This window comes from Microcystis wesenbergii NRERC-220, from assembly GCF_032027425.1.
GTDB lineage: Bacteria > Cyanobacteriota > Cyanobacteriia > Cyanobacteriales > Microcystaceae > Microcystis > Microcystis wesenbergii_A.
In genome coordinates this window covers 4,367,030-4,392,571 of record NZ_JAVSJA010000001.1, presented here as the reverse complement: position 1 = coordinate 4,392,571, position 25,542 = coordinate 4,367,030, and the positions used below count along the sequence as shown (strand labels likewise).

26 protein-coding genes and 1 pseudogene are annotated in these 25,542 nt (G+C 43.4%); 4 read left to right on the top strand and 23 right to left on the bottom strand.

Annotated features, from left to right (window positions below):
• Positions 1 to 106: 106 nt before the first annotated feature.
• The 6 genes from RAM70_RS21300 to hcp form a co-directional block, all read right to left on the bottom strand.
• Complete coding sequence (locus RAM70_RS21300; RefSeq protein WP_045356150.1) at positions 107 to 1,300, bottom strand: IS4 family transposase; 1,194 nt, start codon at positions 1,298 to 1,300, stop codon at positions 107 to 109.
• A 423-nt stretch (positions 1,301 to 1,723) separates the two neighbouring features.
• Positions 1,724 to 2,272 carry an NADH-quinone oxidoreductase subunit B family protein gene (locus RAM70_RS21295; RefSeq protein ID WP_002740992.1) on the bottom strand — a complete coding sequence of 183 codons (549 nt, stop codon included), beginning with the start codon at positions 2,270 to 2,272 and terminating at the stop codon, positions 1,724 to 1,726.
• A 77-nt stretch (positions 2,273 to 2,349) separates the two neighbouring features.
• Complete coding sequence (locus tag RAM70_RS21290; protein ID WP_045360876.1) at positions 2,350 to 2,811, bottom strand: hypothetical protein; 462 nt, start codon at positions 2,809 to 2,811, stop codon at positions 2,350 to 2,352.
• A gap of 2 nt (positions 2,812 to 2,813) precedes the next feature.
• The gene (locus RAM70_RS21285) at positions 2,814 to 3,209 is read right to left on the bottom strand and encodes a hypothetical protein (RefSeq protein ID WP_190380577.1); all 396 of its coding nucleotides are present in this window, start codon (positions 3,207 to 3,209) and stop codon (positions 2,814 to 2,816) included.
• A gap of 8 nt (positions 3,210 to 3,217) precedes the next feature.
• Positions 3,218 to 3,934, bottom strand: a complete 717-nt coding sequence (gene hoxU, locus RAM70_RS21280; protein WP_002760545.1) for a bidirectional hydrogenase complex protein HoxU — start codon at positions 3,932 to 3,934, stop codon at positions 3,218 to 3,220.
• A gap of 85 nt (positions 3,935 to 4,019) precedes the next feature.
• Complete coding sequence (gene hcp, locus RAM70_RS21275) at positions 4,020 to 5,648, bottom strand: hydroxylamine reductase (RefSeq protein WP_190380576.1); 1,629 nt, start codon at positions 5,646 to 5,648, stop codon at positions 4,020 to 4,022.
• Positions 5,649 to 6,747: 1,099 nt separating this feature from the next.
• Here hcp and RAM70_RS21270 point away from each other — a divergent pair.
• Positions 6,748 to 7,524: a DUF5131 family protein gene (locus tag RAM70_RS21270; RefSeq protein WP_190380575.1), complete on the top strand. Its 777-nt coding sequence runs from the start codon at positions 6,748 to 6,750 to the stop codon at positions 7,522 to 7,524.
• On the opposite strand, the gene RAM70_RS21265 is transcribed toward RAM70_RS21270, so the two are convergent.
• The 10 genes and pseudogenes from RAM70_RS21265 to phaA form a co-directional block, all read right to left on the bottom strand.
• Entirely contained in the window at positions 7,514 to 7,936 is a 423-nt protein-coding gene (locus RAM70_RS21265) for a hypothetical protein (protein WP_312675511.1), read from the bottom strand. The genes RAM70_RS21270 and RAM70_RS21265 overlap by 11 nt on opposite strands.
• A gap of 117 nt (positions 7,937 to 8,053) precedes the next feature.
• Positions 8,054 to 8,341 carry a three-Cys-motif partner protein TcmP gene (gene tcmP / locus RAM70_RS21260; protein ID WP_376750923.1) on the bottom strand — a complete coding sequence of 96 codons (288 nt, stop codon included), beginning with the start codon at positions 8,339 to 8,341 and terminating at the stop codon, positions 8,054 to 8,056.
• A gap of 380 nt (positions 8,342 to 8,721) precedes the next feature.
• Positions 8,722 to 9,159, bottom strand: a complete 438-nt coding sequence (tcmP, locus tag RAM70_RS21255) for a three-Cys-motif partner protein TcmP (protein ID WP_312675509.1) — start codon at positions 9,157 to 9,159, stop codon at positions 8,722 to 8,724.
• A gap of 297 nt (positions 9,160 to 9,456) precedes the next feature.
• Positions 9,457 to 10,674: a geranylgeranyl reductase gene (gene chlP, locus RAM70_RS21250; protein ID WP_045360886.1), complete on the bottom strand. Its 1,218-nt coding sequence runs from the start codon at positions 10,672 to 10,674 to the stop codon at positions 9,457 to 9,459.
• Between the two features lie 225 nt (positions 10,675 to 10,899).
• A complete protein-coding gene (locus RAM70_RS21245; protein ID WP_002772718.1) occupies positions 10,900 to 11,994 on the bottom strand; it encodes a class III poly(R)-hydroxyalkanoic acid synthase subunit PhaC in 1,095 nt (364 codons plus the stop codon).
• A 180-nt stretch (positions 11,995 to 12,174) separates the two neighbouring features.
• Positions 12,175 to 13,169, bottom strand: a pseudogene (gene phaE, locus RAM70_RS21240) (class III poly(R)-hydroxyalkanoic acid synthase subunit PhaE).
• A 79-nt stretch (positions 13,170 to 13,248) separates the two neighbouring features.
• Entirely contained in the window at positions 13,249 to 13,461 is a 213-nt protein-coding gene (locus tag RAM70_RS21235; RefSeq protein WP_312675506.1) for a hypothetical protein, read from the bottom strand.
• Entirely contained in the window at positions 13,445 to 13,720 is a 276-nt protein-coding gene (locus RAM70_RS21230) for a BrnT family toxin (protein WP_108935564.1), read from the bottom strand. Before RAM70_RS21230 ends, RAM70_RS21235 begins: the two co-directional genes overlap by 17 nt.
• 118 nt (positions 13,721 to 13,838) lie before the next feature.
• Positions 13,839 to 14,555 (bottom strand): acetoacetyl-CoA reductase PhaB, encoded by a 717-nt coding sequence (gene phaB, locus RAM70_RS21225; RefSeq protein ID WP_151696289.1) that lies wholly within the window; start codon positions 14,553 to 14,555, stop codon positions 13,839 to 13,841.
• A gap of 12 nt (positions 14,556 to 14,567) precedes the next feature.
• On the bottom strand, positions 14,568 to 15,758 hold the full coding sequence (gene phaA / locus RAM70_RS21220) for an acetyl-CoA acetyltransferase PhaA (RefSeq protein ID WP_288000414.1): 1,191 nt from the start codon (positions 15,756 to 15,758) through the stop codon (positions 14,568 to 14,570).
• Positions 15,759 to 15,977: 219 nt separating this feature from the next.
• On the opposite strand from phaA, the gene RAM70_RS21215 reads away from it, so the two are divergent.
• Together RAM70_RS21215 and psbQ are read left to right on the top strand one after the other, a co-directional pair.
• A complete protein-coding gene (locus RAM70_RS21215) occupies positions 15,978 to 17,108 on the top strand; it encodes an FAD-dependent oxidoreductase (protein WP_312675500.1) in 1,131 nt (376 codons plus the stop codon).
• Positions 17,109 to 17,474: 366 nt separating this feature from the next.
• The gene (gene psbQ / locus RAM70_RS21210) at positions 17,475 to 17,915 is read left to right on the top strand and encodes a photosystem II protein PsbQ (RefSeq protein WP_045360899.1); all 441 of its coding nucleotides are present in this window, start codon (positions 17,475 to 17,477) and stop codon (positions 17,913 to 17,915) included.
• A gap of 63 nt (positions 17,916 to 17,978) precedes the next feature.
• Here the strand turns inward: psbQ and RAM70_RS21205 are convergent, their stop codons facing one another.
• A complete protein-coding gene (locus RAM70_RS21205; RefSeq protein ID WP_008199024.1) occupies positions 17,979 to 18,278 on the bottom strand; it encodes a 2Fe-2S iron-sulfur cluster-binding protein in 300 nt (99 codons plus the stop codon).
• Between the two features lie 43 nt (positions 18,279 to 18,321).
• Positions 18,322 to 19,581: a phosphopantothenoylcysteine decarboxylase domain-containing protein gene (locus tag RAM70_RS21200; protein ID WP_045360919.1), complete on the bottom strand. Its 1,260-nt coding sequence runs from the start codon at positions 19,579 to 19,581 to the stop codon at positions 18,322 to 18,324.
• Between the two features lie 181 nt (positions 19,582 to 19,762).
• On the opposite strand from RAM70_RS21200, the gene RAM70_RS21195 reads away from it, so the two are divergent.
• Positions 19,763 to 20,704 (top strand): DUF1517 domain-containing protein, encoded by a 942-nt coding sequence (locus tag RAM70_RS21195; protein ID WP_312675496.1) that lies wholly within the window; start codon positions 19,763 to 19,765, stop codon positions 20,702 to 20,704.
• A 264-nt stretch (positions 20,705 to 20,968) separates the two neighbouring features.
• Here RAM70_RS21195 and RAM70_RS21190 read toward each other — a convergent pair whose 3' ends face one another.
• The 5 genes from RAM70_RS21190 to RAM70_RS21170 form a co-directional block, all read right to left on the bottom strand.
• Positions 20,969 to 21,919 (bottom strand): NAD-dependent epimerase/dehydratase family protein, encoded by a 951-nt coding sequence (locus tag RAM70_RS21190; RefSeq protein WP_045360904.1) that lies wholly within the window; start codon positions 21,917 to 21,919, stop codon positions 20,969 to 20,971.
• 358 nt (positions 21,920 to 22,277) lie between these two features.
• Entirely contained in the window at positions 22,278 to 22,682 is a 405-nt protein-coding gene (locus RAM70_RS21185; protein ID WP_312675493.1) for a DUF1622 domain-containing protein, read from the bottom strand.
• Between the two features lie 345 nt (positions 22,683 to 23,027).
• On the bottom strand, positions 23,028 to 23,663 hold the full coding sequence (locus RAM70_RS21180; RefSeq protein ID WP_288000417.1) for a discoidin domain-containing protein: 636 nt from the start codon (positions 23,661 to 23,663) through the stop codon (positions 23,028 to 23,030).
• A 356-nt stretch (positions 23,664 to 24,019) separates the two neighbouring features.
• Positions 24,020 to 24,619 (bottom strand): ATP-dependent Clp protease proteolytic subunit, encoded by a 600-nt coding sequence (locus tag RAM70_RS21175; RefSeq protein WP_045360908.1) that lies wholly within the window; start codon positions 24,617 to 24,619, stop codon positions 24,020 to 24,022.
• Positions 24,620 to 24,654: 35 nt separating this feature from the next.
• Complete coding sequence (locus RAM70_RS21170; RefSeq protein WP_045360910.1) at positions 24,655 to 25,341, bottom strand: ATP-dependent Clp protease proteolytic subunit; 687 nt, start codon at positions 25,339 to 25,341, stop codon at positions 24,655 to 24,657.
• Positions 25,342 to 25,542: the final 201 nt, after the last annotated feature.

The window sequence follows — 25,542 nt, the reverse complement described above, 5'->3', positions numbered from 1 at the left end:
GCGGTCACTGAGCCTTTACATTGAGCCTTTACATTGAGCCTTTACATTGAGCCTTTACATTGAGCTTGTCGAAATGTGTCGAAATGCTCAAGGGGTGACAGAAAGGTTAAAGAGCTTGCTTGATAAGGCTCATAGCCGTTAACCCTTTGGAGAAATAAGGGTTTTTCTGGGGTTTGAGGCGTATCAAAGAAAGGGCAAGTTCCGAAAAAATATCCATCGACTCAACCCAAAAAGTACCATAAGTCCCTATCCAAAAATCACTATGTCTTTCAGCAGAACGATTAGATTCTTTGAGGCGACAAATATAAACACGGTGGGGTAAAATATTGAGTTGTTGACCCCGTATTGTATTTAAAGAATAGGCGATAGCAATTAATAAAACAAGAGCTAAAAAACGCGGTTCGCTAACTTTAGTTTTCTCGATATTATAACCTCCCGTTTTACAATCTTTGAACATTGCTTCAATGCCAAAACGAGATTCATATAAATTTAAAGTCTCATCCAAAGAGTCAAGATTAGTAAGAAGATACCAAGGAGCTTCGGCTTGTTTACTACGGTAGCGTCTTTTCCAGCGAGTGGCCAAATTAAAAGGGCCAAGTTTATGAGCAGATGTATGATAAATATCCGAAAAAAAATGCTGAGTCCCCGGTTGAATATCTAGAGCTTTTAGAGGTTGATAGTTTTCTTCACCTGATAATAGCAAAGATGTTCCCTTCTTTTGTCTCAGAATAAAGGCTATCCCCTTTTCGTCTAGCCACTTTCCTAGTTGAACACTGTGAAATTCTCGGTCGCCTATCACGACAACTGGGTAGGATTTCAAAAATTTTAATACCGGCTTGAGAAAGTTTTTTTGGTTCCCTAAATTACTGCTTCCTTGTTTATCTAACAATATCCAGTACACAGGTAACGCCCTTTTTCCACAAATAACACTAGCTACAAACAAATTTCTTCCTTTCCAATCTGTTCGGTCAATTACCAATAATAGATGTCCCAGATGCTTAAGTTTTTTCAGTTTTCTTCTTTGATGTCGATTTTTATTTTTTTCGCTAAACTCTTGCTTAATAATGTGTTTAATTAGCGGAAACCATAACAATTTTACACTTAATTGCGGTAACTTGAGAAACCTTTGTAAATTTCTTCTTCTGCTTTCAAAGGTAATTGGTTGGGGAAATAAGGCGGCCAATCTCTCCAATTGTACTGTTCTATGGCTTTGTAGGAGCAGTATAAGAATTTGTAGAGTCAGATATTGTGCTTGTGTCAAGCTGGCTTGTAAACAGGCCTGATAGAATGATGGTAACATATTGAAATTTTGGGTGGTTGTCTCAACCACTCTATTTCTTTTGGGTTCATTTGGCTAGAGTCTTTATCTTGATTACCTTTGAACCCCTTTGTCACCCCTTGAGGTCGAAATGTGTCGAAGTGCCGCCCCCAAACCCCGGAGCGCATTAGTTTTTCGGTGGGATGCTTACACGCAGCCGCTGACACATCTGTAATAATTTAGGAGTCACTGATAATTGCTGATTGTCGGTATTTCTACAAATGTGAGATGCACCCAATCAGTAATCAGTAAACAGTAATCAATAATCAGCGAAAAGACAGCAGCAAACTGGCATTTGATGAGGCTCACTTAATACATACTGCTCACTCAAAACTTAAAACTCAAATCTTATAACTGATAACTGATAACTGATAACTGACGACTGATAACTGATAACTGATTCAATTAACCAAATTTAATCATTTCTCGCCCTGCCATCACGGGTAATTCCCCTTTTAAAATGGGAATCAATGTCTCGCGAATTCTGTCCGCATCGGGGGGACATCCCGGCATAAAAATATCGATGGGAATGACTTGATGGACGGGCAGCACTTGATCTAATAATTCGGGAACGATACCGGGTTCTTCTGGTAGTTGAGGCGTGTTATCTCCTAACTCTAAATAAGCTCTTTTTAGCACGGGATCGGCAGTTCCTAACATATTCCGCATAGCGGGAACGTTAGCAGTTACGGCGCAATCACCAAAAGAAACGACGGTTTTGGTATTTTGACGGACTAGATGAATTAGTTCTAAATTATCCTGATTAGCGATCGCTCCTTCCACTAAACAGACATCGACATTTTCTGGATAGGTTTTCAGATCGCAGCCGACAGGACTATAGACAACGTCAACTTTTTCGGCTAATTCTAACAGCCATTCATCCAAATCGAGGAAGGACATATGGCATCCCGAACAACCGGCTAACCAGACAGTAGCGAAGCGAATTTTAGACATAATTTTAATTCCTTGATTGGTATTTTTTGGCTGAGTTGCAATTTTGTCAAAAGTATCAAACGAAAAGAAATACTCTTTTAAGCTATTTTTGCCTCCTGGATAAACTCTTGCATTTTTTCCTCAAAGAAAGGGGCTAAATCTAGATTTTTCCAGTCTTTAAGTAGCTCAAAAATAATCGCCTCCGATGCAAAATTTCCCGTATAGGAAATAAAAGAAAAAGGACGTTTGCCGAAATTGAGCAAACAGCTTAAAATCGTGCAATGGTCTTTCACTCCAAAACCAAGAGAACAGGTTCTATCTCGATCTTTTACTCGCCAATTATCAGCATTTTTGGCATAAATATCTAGGGCAACTAAAGCACAATCCACCTCTCTAGAATATTTAATTAAGAGCGAATACAAAACCCTAGGCTCTTGACTGACATCAGACAAAATTTCAATTACCCGACAAGGAATAATAGAAAATTGCGCCGTCAAATTGGAGAGAGACTGACACATTTCTAGGGCTTGCAGAAATTGCGATTCGGGTGATGTGGTCATAATTATCTTGTTTGCTGAATTGAATCGGACCAAGGATATTGTTTTTGTGCCAGTAAATGCGCTTGTTGCTGCGAAAATCCTCGATTAATAACTAAGTCAGATTCGTAGATTTCATGATTGAGAAACATCCGATCAAGATTATTCCCTTGAGCGCCAGCGAGTCTTCGCCAAGCTGCTACCATTAAACCTTCCGGAAAAAATTGATATCGAGACACTCCCGATCCAAAAGCGTAATCCTTGGCGCGTCGGATATCGATCTCCGAGATTTCGTATTGGGTGGCAATCGCTAGGATATCTTGATTATTACCCATAATCTGATCATAGTCCTCCCTTACCTTGGCGGCTAATTTCTGCTCGTAGATATCTAAAGGCGCCCATCGATCACTATCGCCCTCCATTGATTACTTTAACGCGTCCATTGGTGTTGAGTCCTAGCGTTAACTAAAAATTCCAACTTCGATCGATCTTCCTCTTTTTCAGAAACGGCGGAACCCTTGCGGAATATGGCTCCCGTTGGACAAGCGGCAACACATTTGCCGCAGGAAGTACAGGCGGAAACGCTGCCCCAAGGCTGATCCATTCCCGCAATAATTTTATCTTTTTCGCCGCGATAAGCCAGATCCCAAACGTGCGCCCCTTCAATTTCATCACAGACTCGCACACAACGGGTACAGAGAACACAACGATTATGATCGATACCGAAAAGAGGATGGGAAATATCCACTTCTCGCTTAGGAAAACGGTAGGGAAAACGACTATGATCCATACCCACTTCGATGGCTAAATCTTGTAATTCACAGTTACCATTAGCCACACAAACTGCACAAACGTGATTACCTTCAGCGAATAATAATTCCACCGTCATGCGGCGATATTCTTTCAGTTTTGGAGTATCGGTATGAACCACCATTCCTTCCGCCACTTCCGTTACACAGGCAGGTAATAATTTATTAATACCTTCAATTTCTACCAAACATAAGCGACAGGCAGCCACTTCGGAAACCCCATCGAGATGACAGAGGGCGGGAATTTTTATTCCTACCTGACTAGCTGCCGCCAGAACTCGCGAACCTGCTTCGATCGCTACATCTTTACCATCAATGCTTAAAGTGATTACGGACATAAAAATTATTCTCCTTGAGGATAATATCCCTCTCCTTCCCATAGGCCACAGTTTGTGGCCAAGGGTGGGATTTTTACAGAAAGTTTTAACTTAGACAATCGGCTAAGTCTTTTGCGGGGGTAGTAATCGGCTGCAGGTGATAGGTATCGGAGAGGAATTTCAGGACGTTGGGGGAGATAAATGCCGGTAAAGTTGGTCCCAGACGGATATTTTGCATCCCTAGATGTAGCAGGGTGAGCAGTACAGCGATCGCTTTTTGTTCGTACCAAGAGATAATTAGGGAGAGGGGAATCTCGTTGACGCTAACGTTAAAAGCGTTGGCTAATCCTAGGGCGATTTTGATGGCACTATAGGCATCGTTACATTGTCCTAAATCCATCAGCCGGGGTAATCCTTCGATGCTACCTAGTTGTTTGTCGAAAAAGCGGAATTTTCCACAGGCAAGGGTTAAAACGATGCAATCTTCGGGAACTTGTTCCACAAATTCGGTGTAGTAATTGCGATCGGGTTTTGCCCCATCGCAGCCCCCAACCAGGAAGAAGTGACGGATTTTACCCTGTTTAAGGGCATCAACCACCGTATCAGCGACACTGAGAACGGTATTGTGGGCAAATCCCACCATTACCTGCCGAGGTTCGCTTATTTCAGTAAATCCGGGCAATGACTGCGCTTTAGCAATCACGGGACTAAAATCGATCGCACCGTCCACTGTTTCTAAGCGGTTAATATGGGCATAACCCACAGGTCCGAGGGTAAAGAGTTTACTTTCATAGTTTTCGTGGGGGGGCATGAGACAATTAGTAGTTAAAACTATTGCCCCCGGAAACTTAGCAAATTCTTTAGTTTGATTTTGCCAGGCGGTGCCATAATGACCGTAGAGATGGGGATATTTTTCTTTGAGTTTTGGATAACCGTGGGCGGGTAATAATTCTCCGTGGGTGTAGACTGTTATCCCAGTATTGGCAGTTTGTGCCAGTAAAGCCGCTAATTGTTTAATATCATGGCCGGAGACTAAAATGGCTTTACCTAGACGCGGATTTAAGGGAACATTTGTCGGTATAGGATGACCGTAGGTTTCGGTATGACCTTGATCTAATAATTCCATGGCCCGCAGGTTTGCGGCCCCGACTTTTAGACAGATTGCCACCCAATCATTCAGGTTTAAATCCCCGCGGTCAATTGCCGCTAAAGTCTCTTGGATAACCTGATAAACCGAGTCATCCTCTTGACCTAATTCCTGAGCGTGGAAAGTATAGGAAGCAAGACCTTTAACTCCGTAGATAGCGGTTAACTTTAGGGAAAAAATATCGAGGTCTTGCACTTTTTCAATTAGTTCTAAGGATACTTCTTGACCTTGGCTGACTAGACTCTCATTAAAATTAGGCTGATAGTTAGCAAGTGCAGACCAGTCAAGCGATCCCAATTGTGCTTTTAAATTTTCCCGAATCTCTAAACAACGCTGAATATAATCAGTAAAACGCCGTTGATCAAAGTTAACATTGGTCATGGTGGCGAAAAGCGACTCACAGGTAAAAATATCGGCTTCGCGAGTAGATATTGCCGCTTCTTTGGCTTTTAAAACCACCAATGCTAATCCCCGCAGACAATAAACTAATAAGTCTTGAACAGCGTTGACTTCGGGACTTTTTCCACAGGCTCCCCACTGATGGCAACCATTACCACTAGCGGTTTGTTCGCATTGTTCACAAAACATAAGGTTTCTCTCTTTTTTCAGTAGATTTACAGATTGTTGCGATTTTTTTCTACTAAATTTAATTCTGCTTGTCTGAAAGTTATTTATCAGCCTTCACCCGGCACGAATTGTGGATTTTACGACTGCAAAGCTTGTCTTGATAGCTTCTAAGCTAAGACGTATTTAAATCGCTTATTCTTAGATTAGCCCACCCCCCCTTACCCCCCCGACATCGGGGGGGTGGGTAGGGCTGATTCATTCTCCGAATCTAATTCTTTTTTTGCTACCTTTAATCGCTTATGAGGTAAGCAAAGCACGACGTTTTTAAAAATTTTCAGATATATATTTCCGAGAAATCGACTTAAAACGTTGCCAGATAAGGATTTGAGAGAATGACATTTGAGAGAATGAAACGACCCTAGGGGGGTTGGGGGGTTGCCTTTTGCAAGAGTGCAAGTCAACAAGCAATTTAAATTACGAACAGCTTACTCTCTGAACTATGTTTTTATTCTCTCACCCTTTTTGCCGGTTGAGTTCTGATTTTAGATTTCCTCAAGAATTACCGATTAAACAATTATTTAGTTGTCTTAGTAAATTAAGTATTTTTGGTAATTTTTATGATATAATCAGCGAAATTTTCAGCAGGCAAAATTAATTAGGGTTTGCTGAAAAAGTTTTTCCTGGGGGCAGGCTTCGGCCGTGAGATCAGTCGAGTGGACGGTGAGCTTGTCGAACCGCCGTGGTCAATTACCTAATTTTCAGGGAAAAAGTACCTGAATTTTTCCCCTGATCACTCCCATGCCTGGCACTTTTGGATTTCAAAAAAGTCTAAAAGTCTTATCCAAAAAGGTTTTTAGATTTATTCAGCAAGCCCTACTTAGAGATTGCCGGTGAAGCGATCGCCGCTTAGATTTCATAGCATCGGTTATAACTTCGTAAGTGCCTGTTGTTTTCGTTAAACGATGTAATATTTTGTGTACACCGCAACTCATTGACGATTGCGTAATGTAGAAAGTGAGTGCGGCGACAATTGTACTTGTCAAACAATGGTATAGTACAAGTAAATTGCTAATTATCGGCAGGTAGCGTCTGTCATAGATATAGCTTGTGGAGTTTAAATATGTCTAGTACACACACTGGTATTGAGTGGACTGATAAAACGTGGAATCCAACAACCGGGTGCGATAAAATTAGCACTGGCTGTCTGCATTGTTACGCCGAAGCTATTACACAGCGTTTTCCCAAAAACTTTCCCAATGGATTCAGCTTGACTTTGCATCGAGAAAGATTGGAAGAACCCTTACGTTGGCGCACTCCCAGTCGAGTTTTTGTCAACTCAATGAGTGACCTTTTTCATGATGATGTGCCTCTCGACTTTATCAGACAAGTTTTCTCAGTTATTCATTCAACACCTTGGCATATATATCAGATTCTAACAAAGCGACAAAGCCGTCTAGGTGATTTAGCGTCTAAATTAGATTTTCCAGAAAACATTTGGCTAGGTGTATCTGTCGAGAACCAAAACCACATAGATCGGATTGAATATCTTCGGACAGTGCCTGTTTCAGTGCGTTTCATTTCCTGTGAGCCACTTTTAGGACCACTAGAACTTAATTTAACTGGCATTGATTGGGTTATTGTCGGCGGAGAATCCGGGCAAAAACATCGCCCGATGAAACTTGACTGGGCAAGGGATATCCGCAATCAATGTCAAAATTCAGGGGTAGCATTTTTTTTCAAACAAGTTGGGGGAAGGACACCGAAAGCAGGGGGTAGATTACTTGATGATAAAATCTGGGACGAGATGCCTAATGCTTGGAATCAGCATATCCAAAAATGGGGAAGTGTCCCACTTAAATCAGCGAGGCGTTCAGAAAAATTAGAGCTTATTGCTTAACTGGAAATGTAACCTTTAAATCATCCGCAAACGTTCCTTTTCGCCGTTTTTTGTCCTCGGGTGAATGTACTGTGACTTTTCCTTGAGATTCAAGATTGCTAAGGGCAGTTTTGTAATTCTTTTTAATGTACGGTTTTCCCGGATGATGCTGGTCGTAAATCTCTGCCATCGTCATAGTTTTACCTGAAAAATTGTCCAACAACATAGATTCCAGTTGATCGAGAGGACGGGTTAGCTCAAAGAGTAACGGTTGTTGAAGAGTTGCAGGATTATACTCAAAAGATGGTACGCCCTGCGTCTGTTCAGAACTCTCTTTAGCCATTATCTCTTTCATAATTCCATAGCCTTTATAGCGTTTTTCAGTCTGCTGAGGTACAAAAGTTATGGGTTTTAGGCAAAAGGCAAGAGGCAAAAGTCAAAAGGGAAGAAAAATATGTGTACCTCACTAGCTTATAGCGGTGTGCAGTCGTATTAGGTACAGTGTCACAAGCTATAAACCATGCTAGGCAAAGCTTGGTCTGTATCTCACTCAAGCGCTTACCGCTATAGGAGCCTTGCTTACAAAAATTAGGTGATGGCTAGTACGATTTCCCATTTCATGTCTGAAACGAAATGGAAGCACATATTTACCCCCCATTTCTTTCAAGGCTTCACAGATATATTCTACAACGGTTAACTCACGCTCTTGTGGAGTAAGTGTTTTCAATCGTTCGCGGAGTTGATCTGCTCCTACTTGTCCGAATAGCGCATTCATGTTTTCTTTGACTGCATCATTACTTAAACCCATGTTGATGCGATTGTAATTGAAGAAGAAGATGCAATCACAACCCCAATCTTTGACGACCGAATTAAGTAGTCGTGCAAAATTAATTTCCTAGTCGAGACAGGAGACAGGAGACAGGAGACAGGAGACGGGAGACAGTTATCAGGGATCAGATTTGAGTTTTTAGCTCACTGTTTACTGATCACAGCAAAAAGCTGACGGAGTAACTGCTGACGGCTTGGATGTGTAATTAATTTTGCTCAGGTACTTAACAAGTTGAAGAGATAGCCCCTTGTAAGTAGCTGGTTATAATTAAATTAAAAATGGATTTTAGGTTCGATCCCCCCTGCCCTCCTTGATAAGGTAGGGTTGATTCATGAATCAACCCTACCCTTGATAAGGGGGGTGTCTGACAACTTTTAACGCCTACCTACTTAACCCCAAGGATCAACAAAAAATAAAGTGGGAACTAATTTCATGCTTTGGAAGATTTTAACTATGTCCTCTCCCACCTCATATTTTGATATTTGAGGGCGGTATTTTAAATTTTCTATGCCCGGAATTGAATCTATAGCTTGTTGAAGAGAATTAACATTTTCGACATCGGCATCGTTAAAGATCGATACCAGCATATTTCGCATATCTTTATCGGCGATGGCAGTTTCTAGAACCTTTACTGGGGTTGATTTTGAGCCATCTTTATATCGTCCTGCACCAGCAAAAAGGTCAACATAAGCGATTTTCTGGACTGAAGACGATCCCTTAACTTTTGAAATTATAACTTTTGCCCAAGCCCAGAAATATTTCTCAACAATCCTAGCTTTGATCAAGGACTGTTCTTTTTGCTCATTGAAGAAGGAATTTTCAGTCATAAGCTATATCAATAGTTACGATGCCGAAGGCGCTTAAGGTAGCGGCAAGTCGCTCTCGTCGGATGCGTTAATCAAATATAACATACCTTATTTTTGTTTGAATTATACTAAATCCGTTGAGTATAGGCTACATATCAGGAGAGGCACTCATGCAAGAGGCACTCATGCAAAAGGGAGAATAAATAATCAGTTTTTAATAACCAGATTTAGTATTAGAGAAGACAGGAGATGAAACAACCCAAAAGAAAACCCAACCACCGCGATGGGGAGATTGGGTTTTCTGGTTATCAATTGATTTTAAGGAGCTAAAGCGTTACCGCGCAGGAGAGAACCGATGGTTTTAGCAGTAATCTTCATCTGTACGAGAGGATTAGCGGGAACAACGGTTTTATAGAGATAACTGTCAAAAGTCATCTTCTGTACATCCTTATCGGAACACATTTCCACAAAAGCTTCCCGGGTGGCATCGGTACGGTAGAAAACCCGTTGCAGAATATCTAATACCAGATAGGTCATACCGTATTTCTTGTCCCAACGCTTGAGGTAGAGTTTCAATTCGTCCTCTGTGGGAATACTTTGGCCGCCGTTAGTGACTTCGACAATGGTTTCAGCACACATCCGCGCTGATTTAGCGGCGAAATAGATGCCTTCTCCCGAAGACTTGGTAACTGTTCCCGCAGCATCTCCCACCAGCGCCACGCGACCAACTACACGACGAGGACGGGGATGTTCGGGGATGGGGTGAGCCTCCACGCGGATGATTTCGCCCCCTTCCAGACGACGGGCTGCGCGAGCGCGAATACCAGCTTGTAGGTCTTTAATCATGGCTTTATTGACCTTCATTGTGCCGGTACCGACGGCGACGTGATCGTATTTGGGGAATACCCAAGCGTAGAAGTCGGGGGATACGTCTTTTCCTACATACATTTCGGCCAGATCTTCGTAGTAGGCCATTTTATCTTGGGGGAGACGGATGCGTTCTTGGAAAGCGATCGCATAGTTGTAATCCCCAGCATCAATAGCTTTGGCAATGCGGGAATTAGCACCGTCGGCGCCGATAACCACATCCACCTTCAGAGATTTCATTTCCCCTTGGGAATTGCCGTGGGAGTGATCGGCGTAGTGTAGGGTATAGGGATCGGTGCTATTGGTGGGAATGTCGAGACCGTAAACGGTTCCGTTGATTAAATGCGCTCCTAATTTATGGGCGCGTTCTCTCATAAAACCGTCGAGGACTTCCCGACGACACATACCGATATATTCGTCTTGATTATCGAGATTAATATCGACTTCGACGTTAGAGGGGGAGATCATTTTCATTTTTCTCACCCGGCGATCGATAATTTCAGGAGGTAGGTCAAATTCGCTCACCATACAGAGAGGAATCGCTCCACCACAGGGTTTAGCATTATCTAATTTGCGTTCAAATAAATAGGTTTCAATGCCTGCTTTAGCTAATGTTTCTGCCGCCGAAGAACCGGCCGGCCCTGAACCCACAACAGCGACTCTTAACACTCAGGTTTTCTCCTACATACTTACGAGCGAGTACGCTTTGCAGTGTACCACAGGGGTTTAGCCGAAAGGAACGATATCCTCCGATTCTGCCCGATCTTGCAACAGTGCTTAACATCCTCTGTTACAAAAGTTTATTTTACTGCCCGTAGATGTTTTTTTATCGATGTGTTGTATTGTGTTACACCCCTCTCCCAAACTGGGAAAAGGGGATAGGTGCGAGGATTGTTAAGCTCTTGCTTTCAACCAATCGCTAATAGCGGGGGGTAAATCCCGTTGCACTTTGCCACTGACATACATTCCGATATGTCCGACCGGGAAAGCACAAGCGGTATAGTCAGAAGTACCGATATAATTCCCTAAAGCGAGGGAAGAAGCGGGAGGGACAAGGTGATCTTTATCCGCATAAAGATTGAGAATTGGCATGGTCAGATTATGTAAATCTACCCGTTTATCTCCTAACATCACTTCCCCTTTAATCAGTTTATTTTGCTGATAGAAATCCTTGAGAAACTGTCGGTAGGATTCTCCCGCTTGGTCAGGACTATCAAAAATCCATTTTTCCATACGCAGAAAATTAACTAATTTTGATTCGTCTTCCATGATGTCAGGAAAATCGAGGTATTTCTGATAACCTAACTGTAAAGGTTTTAATTCCAGAAACTCTAAGTTGAGAAAATCTCCCGGGATATTGCCCATGGTATCTACCATTAAATCGATGTCTAATGCTTCGGATCCTAGGGAACACCCCCCGCGCATATTTAAGAGGGTCTCGGTTTGATAAAAGTCCACCGGTGTCACCATTGTCACCAGATTTTTTATCTTATCGGGATAGAGGGAACTATAGCATAAACTAAAGGTTCCCCCCTGACAGATTCCTAACAGATTAATTTTGTCGAGATGGTGACTTTGACGAATAAAATCGACGCAATTATCCACATAACCATTGATATAATCATCAAGGGTTAACCAGCGATCGCTTCTGGTGGGATATCCCCAATCAATTAAGTAGATATCTAAGCCTAATTTCAGCAGATTGGCCACTAAAGAACGCCCTTCCTGTAAATCTACCATGTAGGGACGATTGACCAAAGCATAAACCATCAGCAAGGGTATCTCGAAGGGTTTTTCGACCACGGGTTTAAAGTGGTAGAGAATGATTTTATCTTCCCGATAAACTGCTTCTTTTTCCGAGACTCCACACTGAATATCTTCTTCTTTAACTCGTTTGAGATTGTCCAAACCTTTGAGATTTTTTTGAGTTAATTCTAGATAATCTTGGGTAAAGTCTTCCAGTTTCACTTGCGTCAAAAATGGCCACATAATTTAATTCTCCTAAAGAATTGGGGAAGTGGGGATTTTTCAGTGAGCAGTGAACAGTAAACAGTAATCAGTGAAAAGAAAGTTCCGAAGTTTTCACCTAACACTATATACTGAAAACTGCAATCCGATAACTGATAACTGATAACTGATAACTGATAACTGATTGTCAAGCACAATTAACTAATTGTTACTTTCTACTGCTTTTTTTCTCCTAAAGCTTTTTTGAGACTTTTTACCTCTTTGCGTAATTCATAGATAGTCCGATGAATTTCATCGACTTCGCTGCGGGTAGGCAGATTCATTGATCGCAGGTAAACTTCCATTAAATCCTGCTGTTTGAGGCGATAATCATTGAGGGAATTAATAAATTTTCCCCTGACTTTTAGGTTTTCTGGTTGACAAAAAGCCTTTTCAAAAATATCATCAGCGACGACACTCCACACATCTTGAAATTCTCGCCAATTCTTGACAGGTTGACCTTTTTCTGCTAGGAAAACTAATTTTTTAGTTAAAGCTTCAAAGGATTTAACTTGAATATCAGCCAGCACAATTTGATAGTTAATACTAGCCTGATAAAGAATGCGCCAAGTTTCAAAACTATCGAGTAATTTGCGGTTAAATTCTCGCGGCAATCCCAATAAAGGCATCTGTAACCATTGGCCAAAAGTTTCATCATAAAACTTCTGCCAATAGATATTATTGAGTTCGATCAAGGAAGAAGTATTACCTAACCAAGCTTTGGTTATTGTGTCATTTGACAGGACGAAAGGATCGAACCATAAATGATTGATACTTTGCAATTGTTGCAGGTAAATTGTCCATAGTTGACTGACATCTTGACTACTTTGGGAAGTGGTAGTAGTAAAACTATTCAGTTGACCGCGCATCTGTTGGGTATAATTATTTAAAATTGTTTGCCAGTCTTCTCCTGTTTGCATTTTTGGGAAGATACTTTCCCAAGCTTCCATCGATAATTTTAGGAATTTGATCAATAAATCCCGATTATCAAAATAGCGCTGGGTTGCCTCTTGCAATTCTGGTTTAATATTGCCCATAGGAGTCGGTATCGCCCCCATCATATCAAACCAACTTGACCACATTTTTGCCCCAGTTTCCGTCCAAAGATTGACGTAATCGGCGGCCATCTCACTCCAAGCTTGTGTCGGTTTATCCATTATTTTTGCCCTTTTCCTTTAACTCTAATTTCGCTAGTTTACTAACCCACACTACACCCGATAACTGATAACTGATAAGTCATATTTTTCCATACTTGGCAATTTTTGCTAGTAATCTTAACGCTTCATTGACTGAGGCTGAATCTTGAAAAATTTCCGCCACATCGGGATCGAGAATTATCACATTACTAGCCTGTCGATAAGCTTGATAATATTTGCCACGAATACCACCAGAAAAGTCATATTCAGTTCGCATCTCGTCATTAACCGTTTCTTCAGACTCCTGATTCATAATTTTTTCTCTCCTGTTTACTAGCTAAACGGGCGCTAATTAAGCGAATCTCATTTTCTCTTTCTGTATGAGATATGACTAACAGCTTTTGTGATTTTGACTGTCCTATCGTCAGAAAACGAAACTCACCCACTGAATGATCGGGATCGAAAATCGTCACGGCCAATGGATCCCCAAATACGGTCACTGCTTCTTCAAAAGATATACTATGTTTTTTGATGTTGTTATTTGCCTTGTCTTGATCCCATTGAAATTTCATAGATTTATGCCACTATCAAGCAACTTAGCAGGGACAATAACAAACACATTTTCCATCTTTGAATTAGATAACTGATAACTTACCCACTGATAACTGATAACTGATAACTGATAACTGATTAGGTGTGGTGGGCCCCATTAACTCTGAGGACTTCTCCAGAGACATAACTGCTGGCAACAGGAGAGAGTAAATAGGCAGTTGCCCAGGCGATATCTGCGGGTTCACCGAAGCGACGACAGGGAATTTCGGCGGTGATTTTATCGCGAACTTTATCGGGAATCGCTAAAGTCATTTCGGTGTTAATAAACCCCGGCGCAATCGCATTGGCGCGAATATTATAACGGGCAGCTTCTCGCGCTAAGGATTTGACTAAACCGATAACTGCCGCTTTTGTGGCTGCGTAATTAGTTTGGCCGGCATTACCGCGATCACCGGAAATAGAACTAATACAAACGATCGATCCCGCTTGTCGTTCATACATTCCCTCAATAAACGGTTTAATCGTGTGATTAACCCCTTTTAAGTTGACATTAATCACTAAATCCCAATCTAGCGGCGTTAATTTAGGGAAAAAGTTATCTCTGGTAATCCCCGCGTTAGCGACGATACCGTAAACCGGTCCCAATTCCGCTTCAATTTGTTTAGCTGCCGCTTCCATGGATTCCAACTTAGTCACGTCGGCCACAATGCCTAAACCCTGGGGATTATCGGCGACTAAATCCGTGTAGGCCACCTTAGCCCCCAAATCTATCAAAAGAGAGACAATAGCCGCCCCAATGCCTCGATTTCCGCCGGTAACGACGATAACTTTTTCCTCTAGTCCCAGAGATACCATAGCTTTTTCCTCCTAAACTCTTTCAATTGCGATCGCTGTTCCGCCACCGGTCCCATGACAGATGGCCCCCATACCGAGGGTTTTATCCTGTACTTTCAACGCATTAATTAACGTCACCAGAATCCGCGATCCGGAAGCGCCGATGGGATGACCCAATGCGATCGCACCACCGTGAACGTTTTGTTTTTCCCTCGCTAACCCCAGATCCATCTCAAAAAGCAGATTATTTAAGGCAAAAGCTTCGTTATTTTCCACTAAATCGAAATCTTCGATCGTTTTATCTAGAGATGCCAGTAATTTTTTCACCGCTAGGACGGGGAATTCTGGGAAGCGATCGGTTTTTCCAGCACCCACAGCGCCGCCAAGGATTTTGGCAATTGGTTTTAAACCGTACTGATCCACCGCTTTTTGACTGGCTAAAAGGATAGCGGCGGCCCCATCGGAAATCTGACTACTATTCCCTGCGGTTAAAACTCCCGACGGATTAAAAGCCGGCCGCAGTTTTCCTAACCCTTCTGGGGTACTATCGGCACGAATACCCTCATCTTGAGCGATAATTGTGGAACCTTTCTTAGATTTAAGTTCAATTGGCACGATTTCACCATTAAACCAGCCTTTTTCTGTGGCTGTGGCCGCTCTTTGGTGAGATAAGGCGGCAATTTCGTCTAATGCTTGCCGAGAAACCCCGCGATCGAGACAGAGGCGATCAACTTGGGAACCCATGCCCTCAGTCGTGGTAGCATCGGTTAAGCCATCGTGCAGTAATAGGTCGGTTAATTGTTCCGGCGCACCCATAAGGAATTTATAACCCCACCGGGCCCGATGGGAGAGAAAAAAGCCAGTTTGGGACATGGATTCGATGCCACCGGCGAGGACGAGATCCGCTTCGCCAGCGCGAATTGAGGTGGCAGCGTTACTAACGGCAATCATTCCGGAAGAACAAACCATATCCACCCGATATCCGTCCACGCTTACGGGAATTCCCGCTTTAATCGCCGCTTGCCGGGGAATTAACTGACCATGACCGGATCCCAAAACATTGCCGAAAATATACAAATCTAGGGCTTCTGGGGGCAAATTAGCGATTTCTAGGGCGGATTTCATCACTGTTGCCCCTAAATCCGCCGGGGATAATCCCATTAATCCCCCACCAAAACGACCAATTGGAGTCCGGACAGCGGCCACGATATAAACTTCTTGCATAGACTTCTCTCTATTGGGAAGCGAAGATACTAGATAGAATTTACTTAAGAATATCGAGTCCGAAAAGATCAAAATCCCAATTGACTGTCATTGGTTACAAGTTCCTGGCCTCGATGCCTTGAGTTTTTGTCTATCTACCCTCGATCTTGCAACAGAATTTCTGTGTCAGAAGATATATTCATTAGAATTTAACTTTTCCGGCAGCAATCCCCTTTTTTTATGGATTTAGTCAAGCGCTTGGTTTTTATCGGTGGTGGCCATAGTCATGCGATCGCTCTTCGTCTTTGGGGGCAATCACCCCTAAAAAACGTTCAATTAACTTTAATTACCGATGTCACCCATACCCCCTATTCGGGAATGTTACCCGGCCACATCGCCGGTTTTTATGATTTTGCTGAGACTCATATCGATTTACCTTCTCTAGCTAGGTATTCTCAAGCGCAATTCTGTTTAGACAAGGCTAATTTCATAGATACGGAAAAATGTCAAGTAATTTGTCATAATTCTTCACCGATTCCCTTTGATTATCTCTCGATCGATATCGGCAGCATCCCGGCAGTAGATAATGTTATCGGCGCTCAAGAGTACACTATTCCCGCCAAACCGGTGCCGATTTTTCGGGAAGGATGGCAAGAAATCCTCAAAAAAGCGGTTAGTAACCCTAATAATCCTCTCAATATCGTCATTGTTGGTGGTGGTGCAGGCGGAGTTGAATTAGCTTTAAATATGCAGTCCCGTTTGGCCAAAATTCTCAACTCTAGCAGTAATTTGAATTTATCTCTAATTCATCGAGGAAAAAAACTACTACCGGCCCATAATAATTGGGTCGGTCAACGTTTAGAGAATATTTGTCAACAAAGGGGAATTAGATTATATTTATCAACGGATGTGACGGCAGTGCAAGCAGATCAGATTATCTGTTCATCGGGGTTAGTTTTACCCACGTATTATACAATTTGGGTAACGACTGCCTCGGCCCCTAGTTGGATTAAAGCGTCAGGATTACTGACAGATGAAAAAGGGTTTATTTTAGTGAATAATTATCTGCAATCTCTTTCCCATCCCCATATTTTTGCCGTGGGAGATATTGCCACGATTCCAGATTATCCCCGTCCGAAAGCGGGAGTTTTTGCCGTCCGACAAGGAAAACCCCTGTTCGATAATTTAGCAAGAATTCTGCAAAATCAGCCCCTAAAACCCTATTTTCCCCAGAAAAATTATCTGAGTTTAATCGGGACAGGAGACCAACAAGCGATCGCATCTTGGGGCGGTTTCGCATGGCAATCGCCGTTATTATGGTTATGGAAAGATCGGATTGATCGAGCTTTTATGAAACAGTTTAAGCTCTAGTTAGAGCTTACTGAATAAATCTAAAAACCTTGTTGGATAAGACTTTTAGACCTTTTGTCAATCAAAAAGTACTGGATATGGGAGTGATCGGGGGGAAATTTAGACACTTTTTCCCTGAAAATTAGGTAATTAGCCACCTCAAAACTGGTAAAACCCCACACCCCACACCCCACACCCCACACCCTGCCACCAGGAAAAACTTTTTGCCGCAAACCCTAGTTATTGACACCGAGTTACTGTCAAGGCCGTTGGGAGTAAAATCTGATTTGGGAATCCCACAACCTGATAAAGTAAAAATCGTCCCGATAGCTTGACTGGTTATCGGGAGAGAACGTCAATAGTTTGTTAAATAGTACATATAAACCAATGCCACGTCTTCGCTCGATTATTTCCCTAGTTTTAGTCCTAGTTACTACCCTGCTGGTTAGTTGCAGTGGTCCCCAAGCAACTATCCCCACCGTTTACAGTCCGCAAAAAATCGAACAGTTACAGGTTTACATCCAACCCATAGAAGGATTTCGCGAAAAAATGAGCGTTTTGCAAGACCTCATCGCTGACAAAAATTGGGTAGATACTCGCACCTATATCCACGGTCCTTTGGGGCAATTGCGTCAGGAAATGGTAGGATTATCCCGTAATTTACTGCCCAAAGACCAAGAAAAAGCCAAGCAGTTAGCGAAAAATCTTTTCGTTCACTTTGAACGTATCGATGCGGCAGCCAAGGAGAAAGATGCTAGTCTCGCTGCTAATCAATTCCAAGAAGCATTAAAAGACTTCGATGCTTTCTTAAATATTGTTCCTAGTTAGTTTGTATTAGTGATCGGTGATCGGTGATCACCGATCGGGCTGACGGCTAAAAACCGATAAATGCTATTTTGGTTTAGTTTGGACGCTAATAGGGCCATTAACGATGGTTTGACAGGCTAAACGATAATTTTCGGGTTTTTTCTTCAGACAGCGCTGTTCAAAGTCGGTTTTGGCCGAGAGATTTTCCATACCCTCGACAATTGCCACTATACAAGTACCACACTGACCGTAACCGCCACAATTCATCAATTTACCGCCAAAAGTGTAGATATCAACGCCATTCTGGATTGCTTTCTCTCGTAAATTCGCCCCATCTGCCGCTACAACAATCTTATTCTCTTTGACGAAGTTGATGTTACCCATGACTGTGTTACCCTAAATTTTTGCAAATTAATATTAAAAAATATTAAATTTTTTTGATTGTAACATTTTTGGCTCGCTCTTCTAAATATTCGGCGATGCCAATAGCGATCGCTTTTTTACCGATAAATTTCCCCAGTGCCGCTTTTGTGACCAAATAAGCCACCTGTTCCCCTTGATCGCCCTTTTCCTCACCCCTATTAGCAATAACGGCCTGATAGCCCTTTTCTAGGCGTTTACGGGCGATTTCCAGTAACTCTTCCTGACTGACTCCCTCCTGATACTTGAAAGTCACCATCCCTAAATCGGGAAAATTTTCTCTCACCTTGTCAATCACTTTTTCCGTCGGCACAAAATTAAGATTTAACTGCCCACCACTGGGAATCTTACCATAAAAAGGGCTTTCTAAGCGATAATCTGCCACTGCTGCCGAGAAAATGCCAAATTTATAATTTTTACTCTCTAATTCTCCCATCACCTTCCCTAGATACTCGTCATAAGTTTCAATAATTTCGTGGGGTAAATAAGCGGGGGGTGTATAGCTGCCGCGTCCGTGGATTAATTGCACCTTTGCCCCGCGCAGGTATAATTCTTCTGCAATAGCGACTCCTAATTGTCCAGTAAAACGATTGGTTAAACGACGAATATTATCGATAATCACGGGTGTGGGTCCACCAGTGACTAAAATCGGCATATTTTTCAGGACAGAATTACTGAGAATCCCACAGGCTGCCACGGTAATCTCTTTTTCTCCGGGGAGATTGTGCTTACCGTAATCATCCCGGGGTGGCATAATCTCTACTCCCCAGCGATCGAGAGTTTGCAAAGATTCAGTCAGAATAGCATTATGTAAACTGCCGTGCATGGTGGGGACAAGCAGAATTTTAGTTTTTCCCTTTTCCTGTCGTCCCAAGGCCGAGGCCAAGCATGAAGTGATCACTCCGTCAGCGATTCCGTAACGAAACTTATTAATCGTGTTATAGGTAGCGGGGGCGACTAAATAAAGATCAAAGGGAGATTGATCGCTTAAATGTTCTGCTTTTGCCGTTAATTGACTAACTACGGGATTAAGCGTACTCCATTCCAAAGCTTCCCTAGTGACGTATCTTAAAGCTTCTTCCGAGACAAAAGCCACGACTGTAGCCCCGAATTTCCGCAAAGATCGGGCAATTAGCGGCGCTTTCATGGCCGCAATCCCTCCCGTTACCAGTAAAGCAATACGTTTACCCCAGAGATGATGACTTTCTAAGGGTACTTCGCGATCGCATAAGGGCGAATCCGTGGGAGAGGAGAAATTCCAAGTCATAAATTTCGGGGTGGGGGTTTTGTCAGTGATCAGTAAACAGTAAACAGTGAACTGAAAACTCAAATCTGATCACTGATAACTGATCACTGATAACTGATTCGGTTATCCCTATTGGGGATTTGTTTATCCCTGACCGAGAAACTCGTTATCCTAGTAAATAAAGGGTTGCTTCGGTGTTCTTATGATTGACAAAATTTTAACTAAAGTTCGAGCGCTTGCCAAGCCGCTATTAGTTCTAGGATTAGTGACAACGCTGATTTTCGGTTCTATTCCCAGTGCTTTGGCGGCATCGGGGGGTAGAATGGGGGGCGGTAGTTTTCGCGCCCCTAGTCGCAGTATTAGCCCTTCTAGAGGTGGTGGTTACAGTTCCCCCGGTTACGGTGGAGGTATTGGTTTTCCCTTCCTCTTACCCTTCTTTTGGGGTGGTGGTGGCGGTGGCTTAATTTCTCTGTTAATCTTTTTTGCTATTGCCAATTTCCTCGTTAATGCTTTCCGTAGTGGTGGAGGCAGTGATGAGAATGGTATGACGATAGAATCCGGTTATGAAACCGTCTCCGTGGCTAAAGTACAGGTGGGTTTGTTGGCTAATGCCCGTTATCTGCAACAAGAATTAAATCAAATCGCCCTAACTGTGGATACTAGCACCTCCGAGGGGCGCGTTGATGTCTTACAAGAATCCGCCCTCGCCCTGTTACGTCATCCGGAATACTGGGTTTATGGTAACGTCGATTGCCAGCAAACCAGCCTCAGCAGTGCAGAAGCGAAGTTTAATCAGTGGTCCCTCAACGAACGCGGTAAACTAACGGCGGAAACCTTAACTAATTACAATAATCAACTGCGTCAAGGTTCTACAGAAAATATTTTACCCGAATCGGCTGGAGAATTAGCCAAAAACGCACCGGAAGGCTATATTTTGGTGACTATTTTAGCCGGCATTGTTGGTAAATTTTCCCTAGCCAAAATTAATGATTCCCAAGACTTGAAACAGGCCCTGCAACAAATTGGTAGTATGGGAGGCGATCGACTTTTAGCAGTAGAAGTGATTTGGACTCCCCAAAGCGAGGGTGATATTCTCAGTCAAGATGACATTCTCGCCAATTATCCCGATCTGAAATTGGTGTAATTTGTCGGGGGATAACCCTAGATAGGGTTTGCTGAAAAATTTTTTCGTGGGGGTAGGGTGTGGCCCCCCCAACCCCCCCGACATCGGGGTGGCAGGGGGGGGTGGGGTGTGGGGTGTAGGGTTTTACCGATTTTGAGGGAGTCTTCCAAAAAGTCTAAAAGTCTTACCCAACAAGGTTTTTAGATTTATTCAGCCAGCCCTAGATATTGCCCAAAATCTCCCTTTGACAGGGAGATTTTTTGATTATTAAGGATATTGCCCCCGTTAACAATATAATTCCTGAATCCACTGCCATTCTTGGGCTAATCCTTCGGCTAAAGAAACTTGGGGGTTATAACCTAGAATAGTACGGGCTTTGGTGACATCGGCGGCGGTGTGACGGGCATCTCCCCGGGCGAGTCCTTGATGCGATCGCTCGATAGGTTTACCGATGACTTTTGCCATGGTATCCAAGACATCCAACAATACCACGCGACTACCACCACCAATATTAAACACCTCACCCACCGCTTCCGGGACTACGGCAGCGGCTAAATTAGCGGCTACAGCATCGCTAATAAAGGTAAAATCCCGGGTTTGTTTGCCATCCCCGTAGATGCCGATAGCTTTACCTGCGATCGCTGCTTGAAAAAACTTATGGAAAGCCATATCGGGACGTTGCCGCGGTCCATAAACGGTGAAATAACGCAAGGCAGTGACGGGAACGTTAAAATTCTGGTGATATAGCCAACAGAGTCTTTCTGCCGCTAATTTGGTGATACCGTAGGGTGAAACCGGTTGGGGACAAAGGGTTTCGGGAGTCGGCATCGTTTCCGCATTGCCATACACCGAGGAAGTGGAAGCAAAAACCATCCGTTGTAAAGACGGGGTTTCCTTAGCGGCCTCAAGAATAATTTGAGTGGCATTTATATTCCTTTCGGTATATTGACGAAATCCATCACCCCAGCTTGCTCTGACTCCCGCTTGGGCTGCCTGATGAAATAATACTTCTACTCCTTGCAACAGTTGTCGCCAGTCAAGGGCTTGTATATCCGCTTCAATTAACTTAAATTCGGGATATTTGGCTAGAATATGGGCATTTTTGCGCTTTAAACTGGGGTCGTAATAATCGTTAAATTGATCGATGCCGATCACCTGATCTCCTTGTTCTAAAAGCTTTTCTGCCAAGTTAGAACCGATAAAACCCGCGACACCAGTAACAATATGAGTAGCCATTTAATCCTAGTCGTTGATATTTTGGATCGATTGTAATCATTTTTGCGCTTTTTGCCGCAATCAATCTCCGCCGTCCGCCGTCAGCTTTTAGGGGTCAAAATCAAGAGATTTATTGAAAATAGGCGAATTTTACCAGTTTTATCCCGATCATGGCTCTCGATCGATTCCCTTTTCCCCTCCACCATCAGCCCTCTATTTCCCATCTGATACTAAATCCGTTGAGTATAGGCTACTTCTGAGGACAGGCAAAAGGCACTCATGCAAAAGGCAAAAGGCTGAATAAATAATCAGTTTTTAATAACCAGATTTAGTATAAGGGGTTAGTGTCAGGTGATTGTCAACTCACCTTTTTTTGTCATTAAAAATCTCTAAGATTGTACCTGGCTGCTAACTGCGATTGCTCTTTTTCTCGGGCCAATTCCGTTTCCAATTCTTTACTGAGGAAATAGTTGAGGAAAGTTCGGATAATAGCGATGAGGGCGAGTTTTGCCAAAGCTTCTAGGGTAGGTGTCACCGTGGTAGCCACGATGTCTCCACCTAACTGAAACTCTAGGGCTAAAGATAGCCAAGTACCGAAACGAAGGCGAATTTGATTGAAAGAAAAAGGGGAAAGACTGCGACGGTGACGATTAGACTGCCAAGCTAATTGTAGGGTTTTAATTAATCCGATCACCACACAAGCGATCGAAATACTTTCCAGGCAAAACTTGATGATTGCCACGGCGGAGATCAAGCCTGTTTCTAAAGTTGCTAAAAATTCCATTTCTTCCCTGATTGTCCAAGCACCGAAACTCGCCAGAGAATCCCTAGAAAAGCCACTAACCCGCTCTTAGCGCCCACGGCAACAGTTGACAACGATTTTGATTGCTTTGAATAAGTAGGTTGGTCTCTTGCCACGAATCCTAAGTTAAGACGTATTTAAATCGCTTATTCTTATGATTAGCCGAATCTCCCCCACCTCCCCTTGCCCCCCAACCCCCACCCCCCCAACCCCCCCGACATCGGGGGGGCAGGGCGTAGGTTGCCTCTTGCAAGAGTGCAAGAGTGCCTCATCTCAACAGGCAATTTAAATTACGAACAGCTTATAAACCAACCTACCATCTCAAGATTAAATTCTTTTTCTTAAACCAACACCCGCTAAACCAAAGGCTAACAGGGCAAGTAAGGAAGAAGGTTCAGGGACGGGAATGGGAGTTCCATTAAATTGAACCTCAGAGAAGCCGGTATTAGTAGGAGTACCCGTCTGCCAGTTACTAGCAACAACAAACCGGACAAAAGACGCAGTAACTGGAGAAAAGCTGAACGTCTGTGGATTTATAGCGGCGTTAGCTGCGATAGCAAACTGAGTAGGAGCCCCCGCTATAGTAGTCCAAGTCGTGCCATTGGTGGAGGATTGAACAGTCACGTCTTTAATTCCTCGATTGAAATTTGTCCGGTTATAGTTCCAGAAGCTAAAACCAGCGAGGCTATAGCTGCCCTTGAGATCAAAAGTGATATTACCAGTGGCCGTACTTCCCAGCCAAGCATTAGTACCATCCGCCACAGCATGAAGTCCCGTCAGACTTGGTATATTACTGGGCAACCCTGCGCCATTGACGGTATTGGTGACAGAAGAACTAACATTACCCATATCCGTTGAGGCAGTGACTCCTGTAATCAGAGCGGCTTGGGCTTTTTGTGCCACACCTAACATTAAGCCTAAACTGGCAGTGGATAAAACAATCGGTGCGATGGCGACTCTCATTGGCAGGCTTCCTTTTGTAAAGTTAAGTTAAGTAAAGTTAAATAGATGTAAAACATCTTTGCGCATCTTATTTTTTTTTTTTTGCCAATTTCTGCTATTTTTGATACAGTTTTTTGGGCGTTTTTATGGTCAAGAAGTCAGGTTTATTCCCTCAATATCAGAAAAAAAAGAGCCTCTCTTGGCTCTTGGCTGAAAAATGTTCACAATGTCACATTATGGGCGCAAGCAGTTCGATAAACTCACTGACCACGTTGCGCCCCTACATTGCAGCTGCTTTGATTGGTAGGGAACCATAGCGTCAGCCCTTGATTTGGCAGTTAGAACAGGTTTCTCGCCTGTTCTAACCTATGGCTGACTTAAGCCGGTTTTCCCTCGACCACTTTATCGATTAAACCGTAGGCGACGGCTTCCTCGGCGGAGAGGAAATAATCGCGATCAGTGTCTTTTTCGATGCGTTCGATGGTTTGTCCGGTGCGATTAGCCATAATTTCGTTTAATTGCTGGCGAATACGCAGGATTTCCTTAGCTTCAATGTCGATATCTGTCGCTTGCCGGCGCCCAGTTCCCCCCATGGGTTGGTGAATCATAATCCGCGCATGGGGAAGGGCGAGACGCTTACCCGGACTACCGGAAGCCAGTAAAAATGCCCCCATAGAGGCCGCTAATCCCACACAGATAGTCACCACTTCCGCTTTGATGTACTGCATGGTGTCGTAGATGGCCATACCGGCGGTAACGGAACCCCCCGGCGAGTTGATATAGAGATAGATGGGTTTACTGGGGTCTTCCGAGTCGAGATAAAGCATTTGGGCCACAAGGGCATTGGCTAACCCGTCGGTGACTTCCTGCCCCAGAAAAAGAATGCGTTCCACCGAAAGACGGCTGTAAATGCTAATCCACTGTTCGTATTGGCTACCAGGCAGACGGTAGGGAACTTTTGGCACACCGATAGGCATAATTGGTAACAACTCCTGCTAATTTGTAATAAATCTTAACTAACTTGGGCGAGGGGTTTCGGTAGTTCCTTGCGACTTTCGAGAACGCGATCGATTAATCCGTAGTCTTTCGCCTGTTGTGGGGTGAGATAGAAGGTGCGATCCATATCTTTCGCCAGTTTTTCGGTGGTTTGACCCGTATTTTTCGAGAAAATTTCCAACATCGTCTGTTTATTGGCGATTACCTCCTTGGCGCGAATCTGGATATCGGTGGCTTGTCCTTGGGCCCCAGTGCGATTTTGGTTGAGAACAATGGTAGCGTGGGGTAAGGAGGCGCGAAAACCCTTGGTTCCCGCAGAAAGAATCATCGCTGCAGTTCCCATGGCCTGTCCGATACAGATAGTATGAACGGGAGGTTTAATGTAGTTGAGGGTGTCACAGATGGCGAAAGCTTCGGTTTCGTAGCCGATCGCGTCGCCAGTGTACCAGGATGTGCCGGTAGAGTTGATATAGAAGAAAATCGGTTTTTCGGGATCGTCAAATTGCAGGTAGAGCAGTTGGGCGATAATTAATTCCGTCACGTCCACCCCGACATTGCGCTTGACATCATCGGAGGAAAATAAAGGCAACCCCAGATAGACAATTCTCTCTTTGAGCAGGAGAGATTCTAAGTCCGGTGGTGGTGTCCGATAAGCCGCGTCCCCATAATAGGCAGTTTGTACCGCTTTAATCGCTGAGTTCATCGAGTTTTTCCGTCATACACAGTATCCTGCTTTTGATTTTAACGTAATCAGGTTGACCGATTGCCTGGGGTATTTTTAGCTAGGTGGTCTCCAGGAATCCCTCGTCGGCTGCCCGCGCATCTCATACCATTTTTAAAAAGTGGTGGCAGAAAAAATGGTATAAGAATACTAAGCTTTTGACTAGAATGGATAACTATCGGT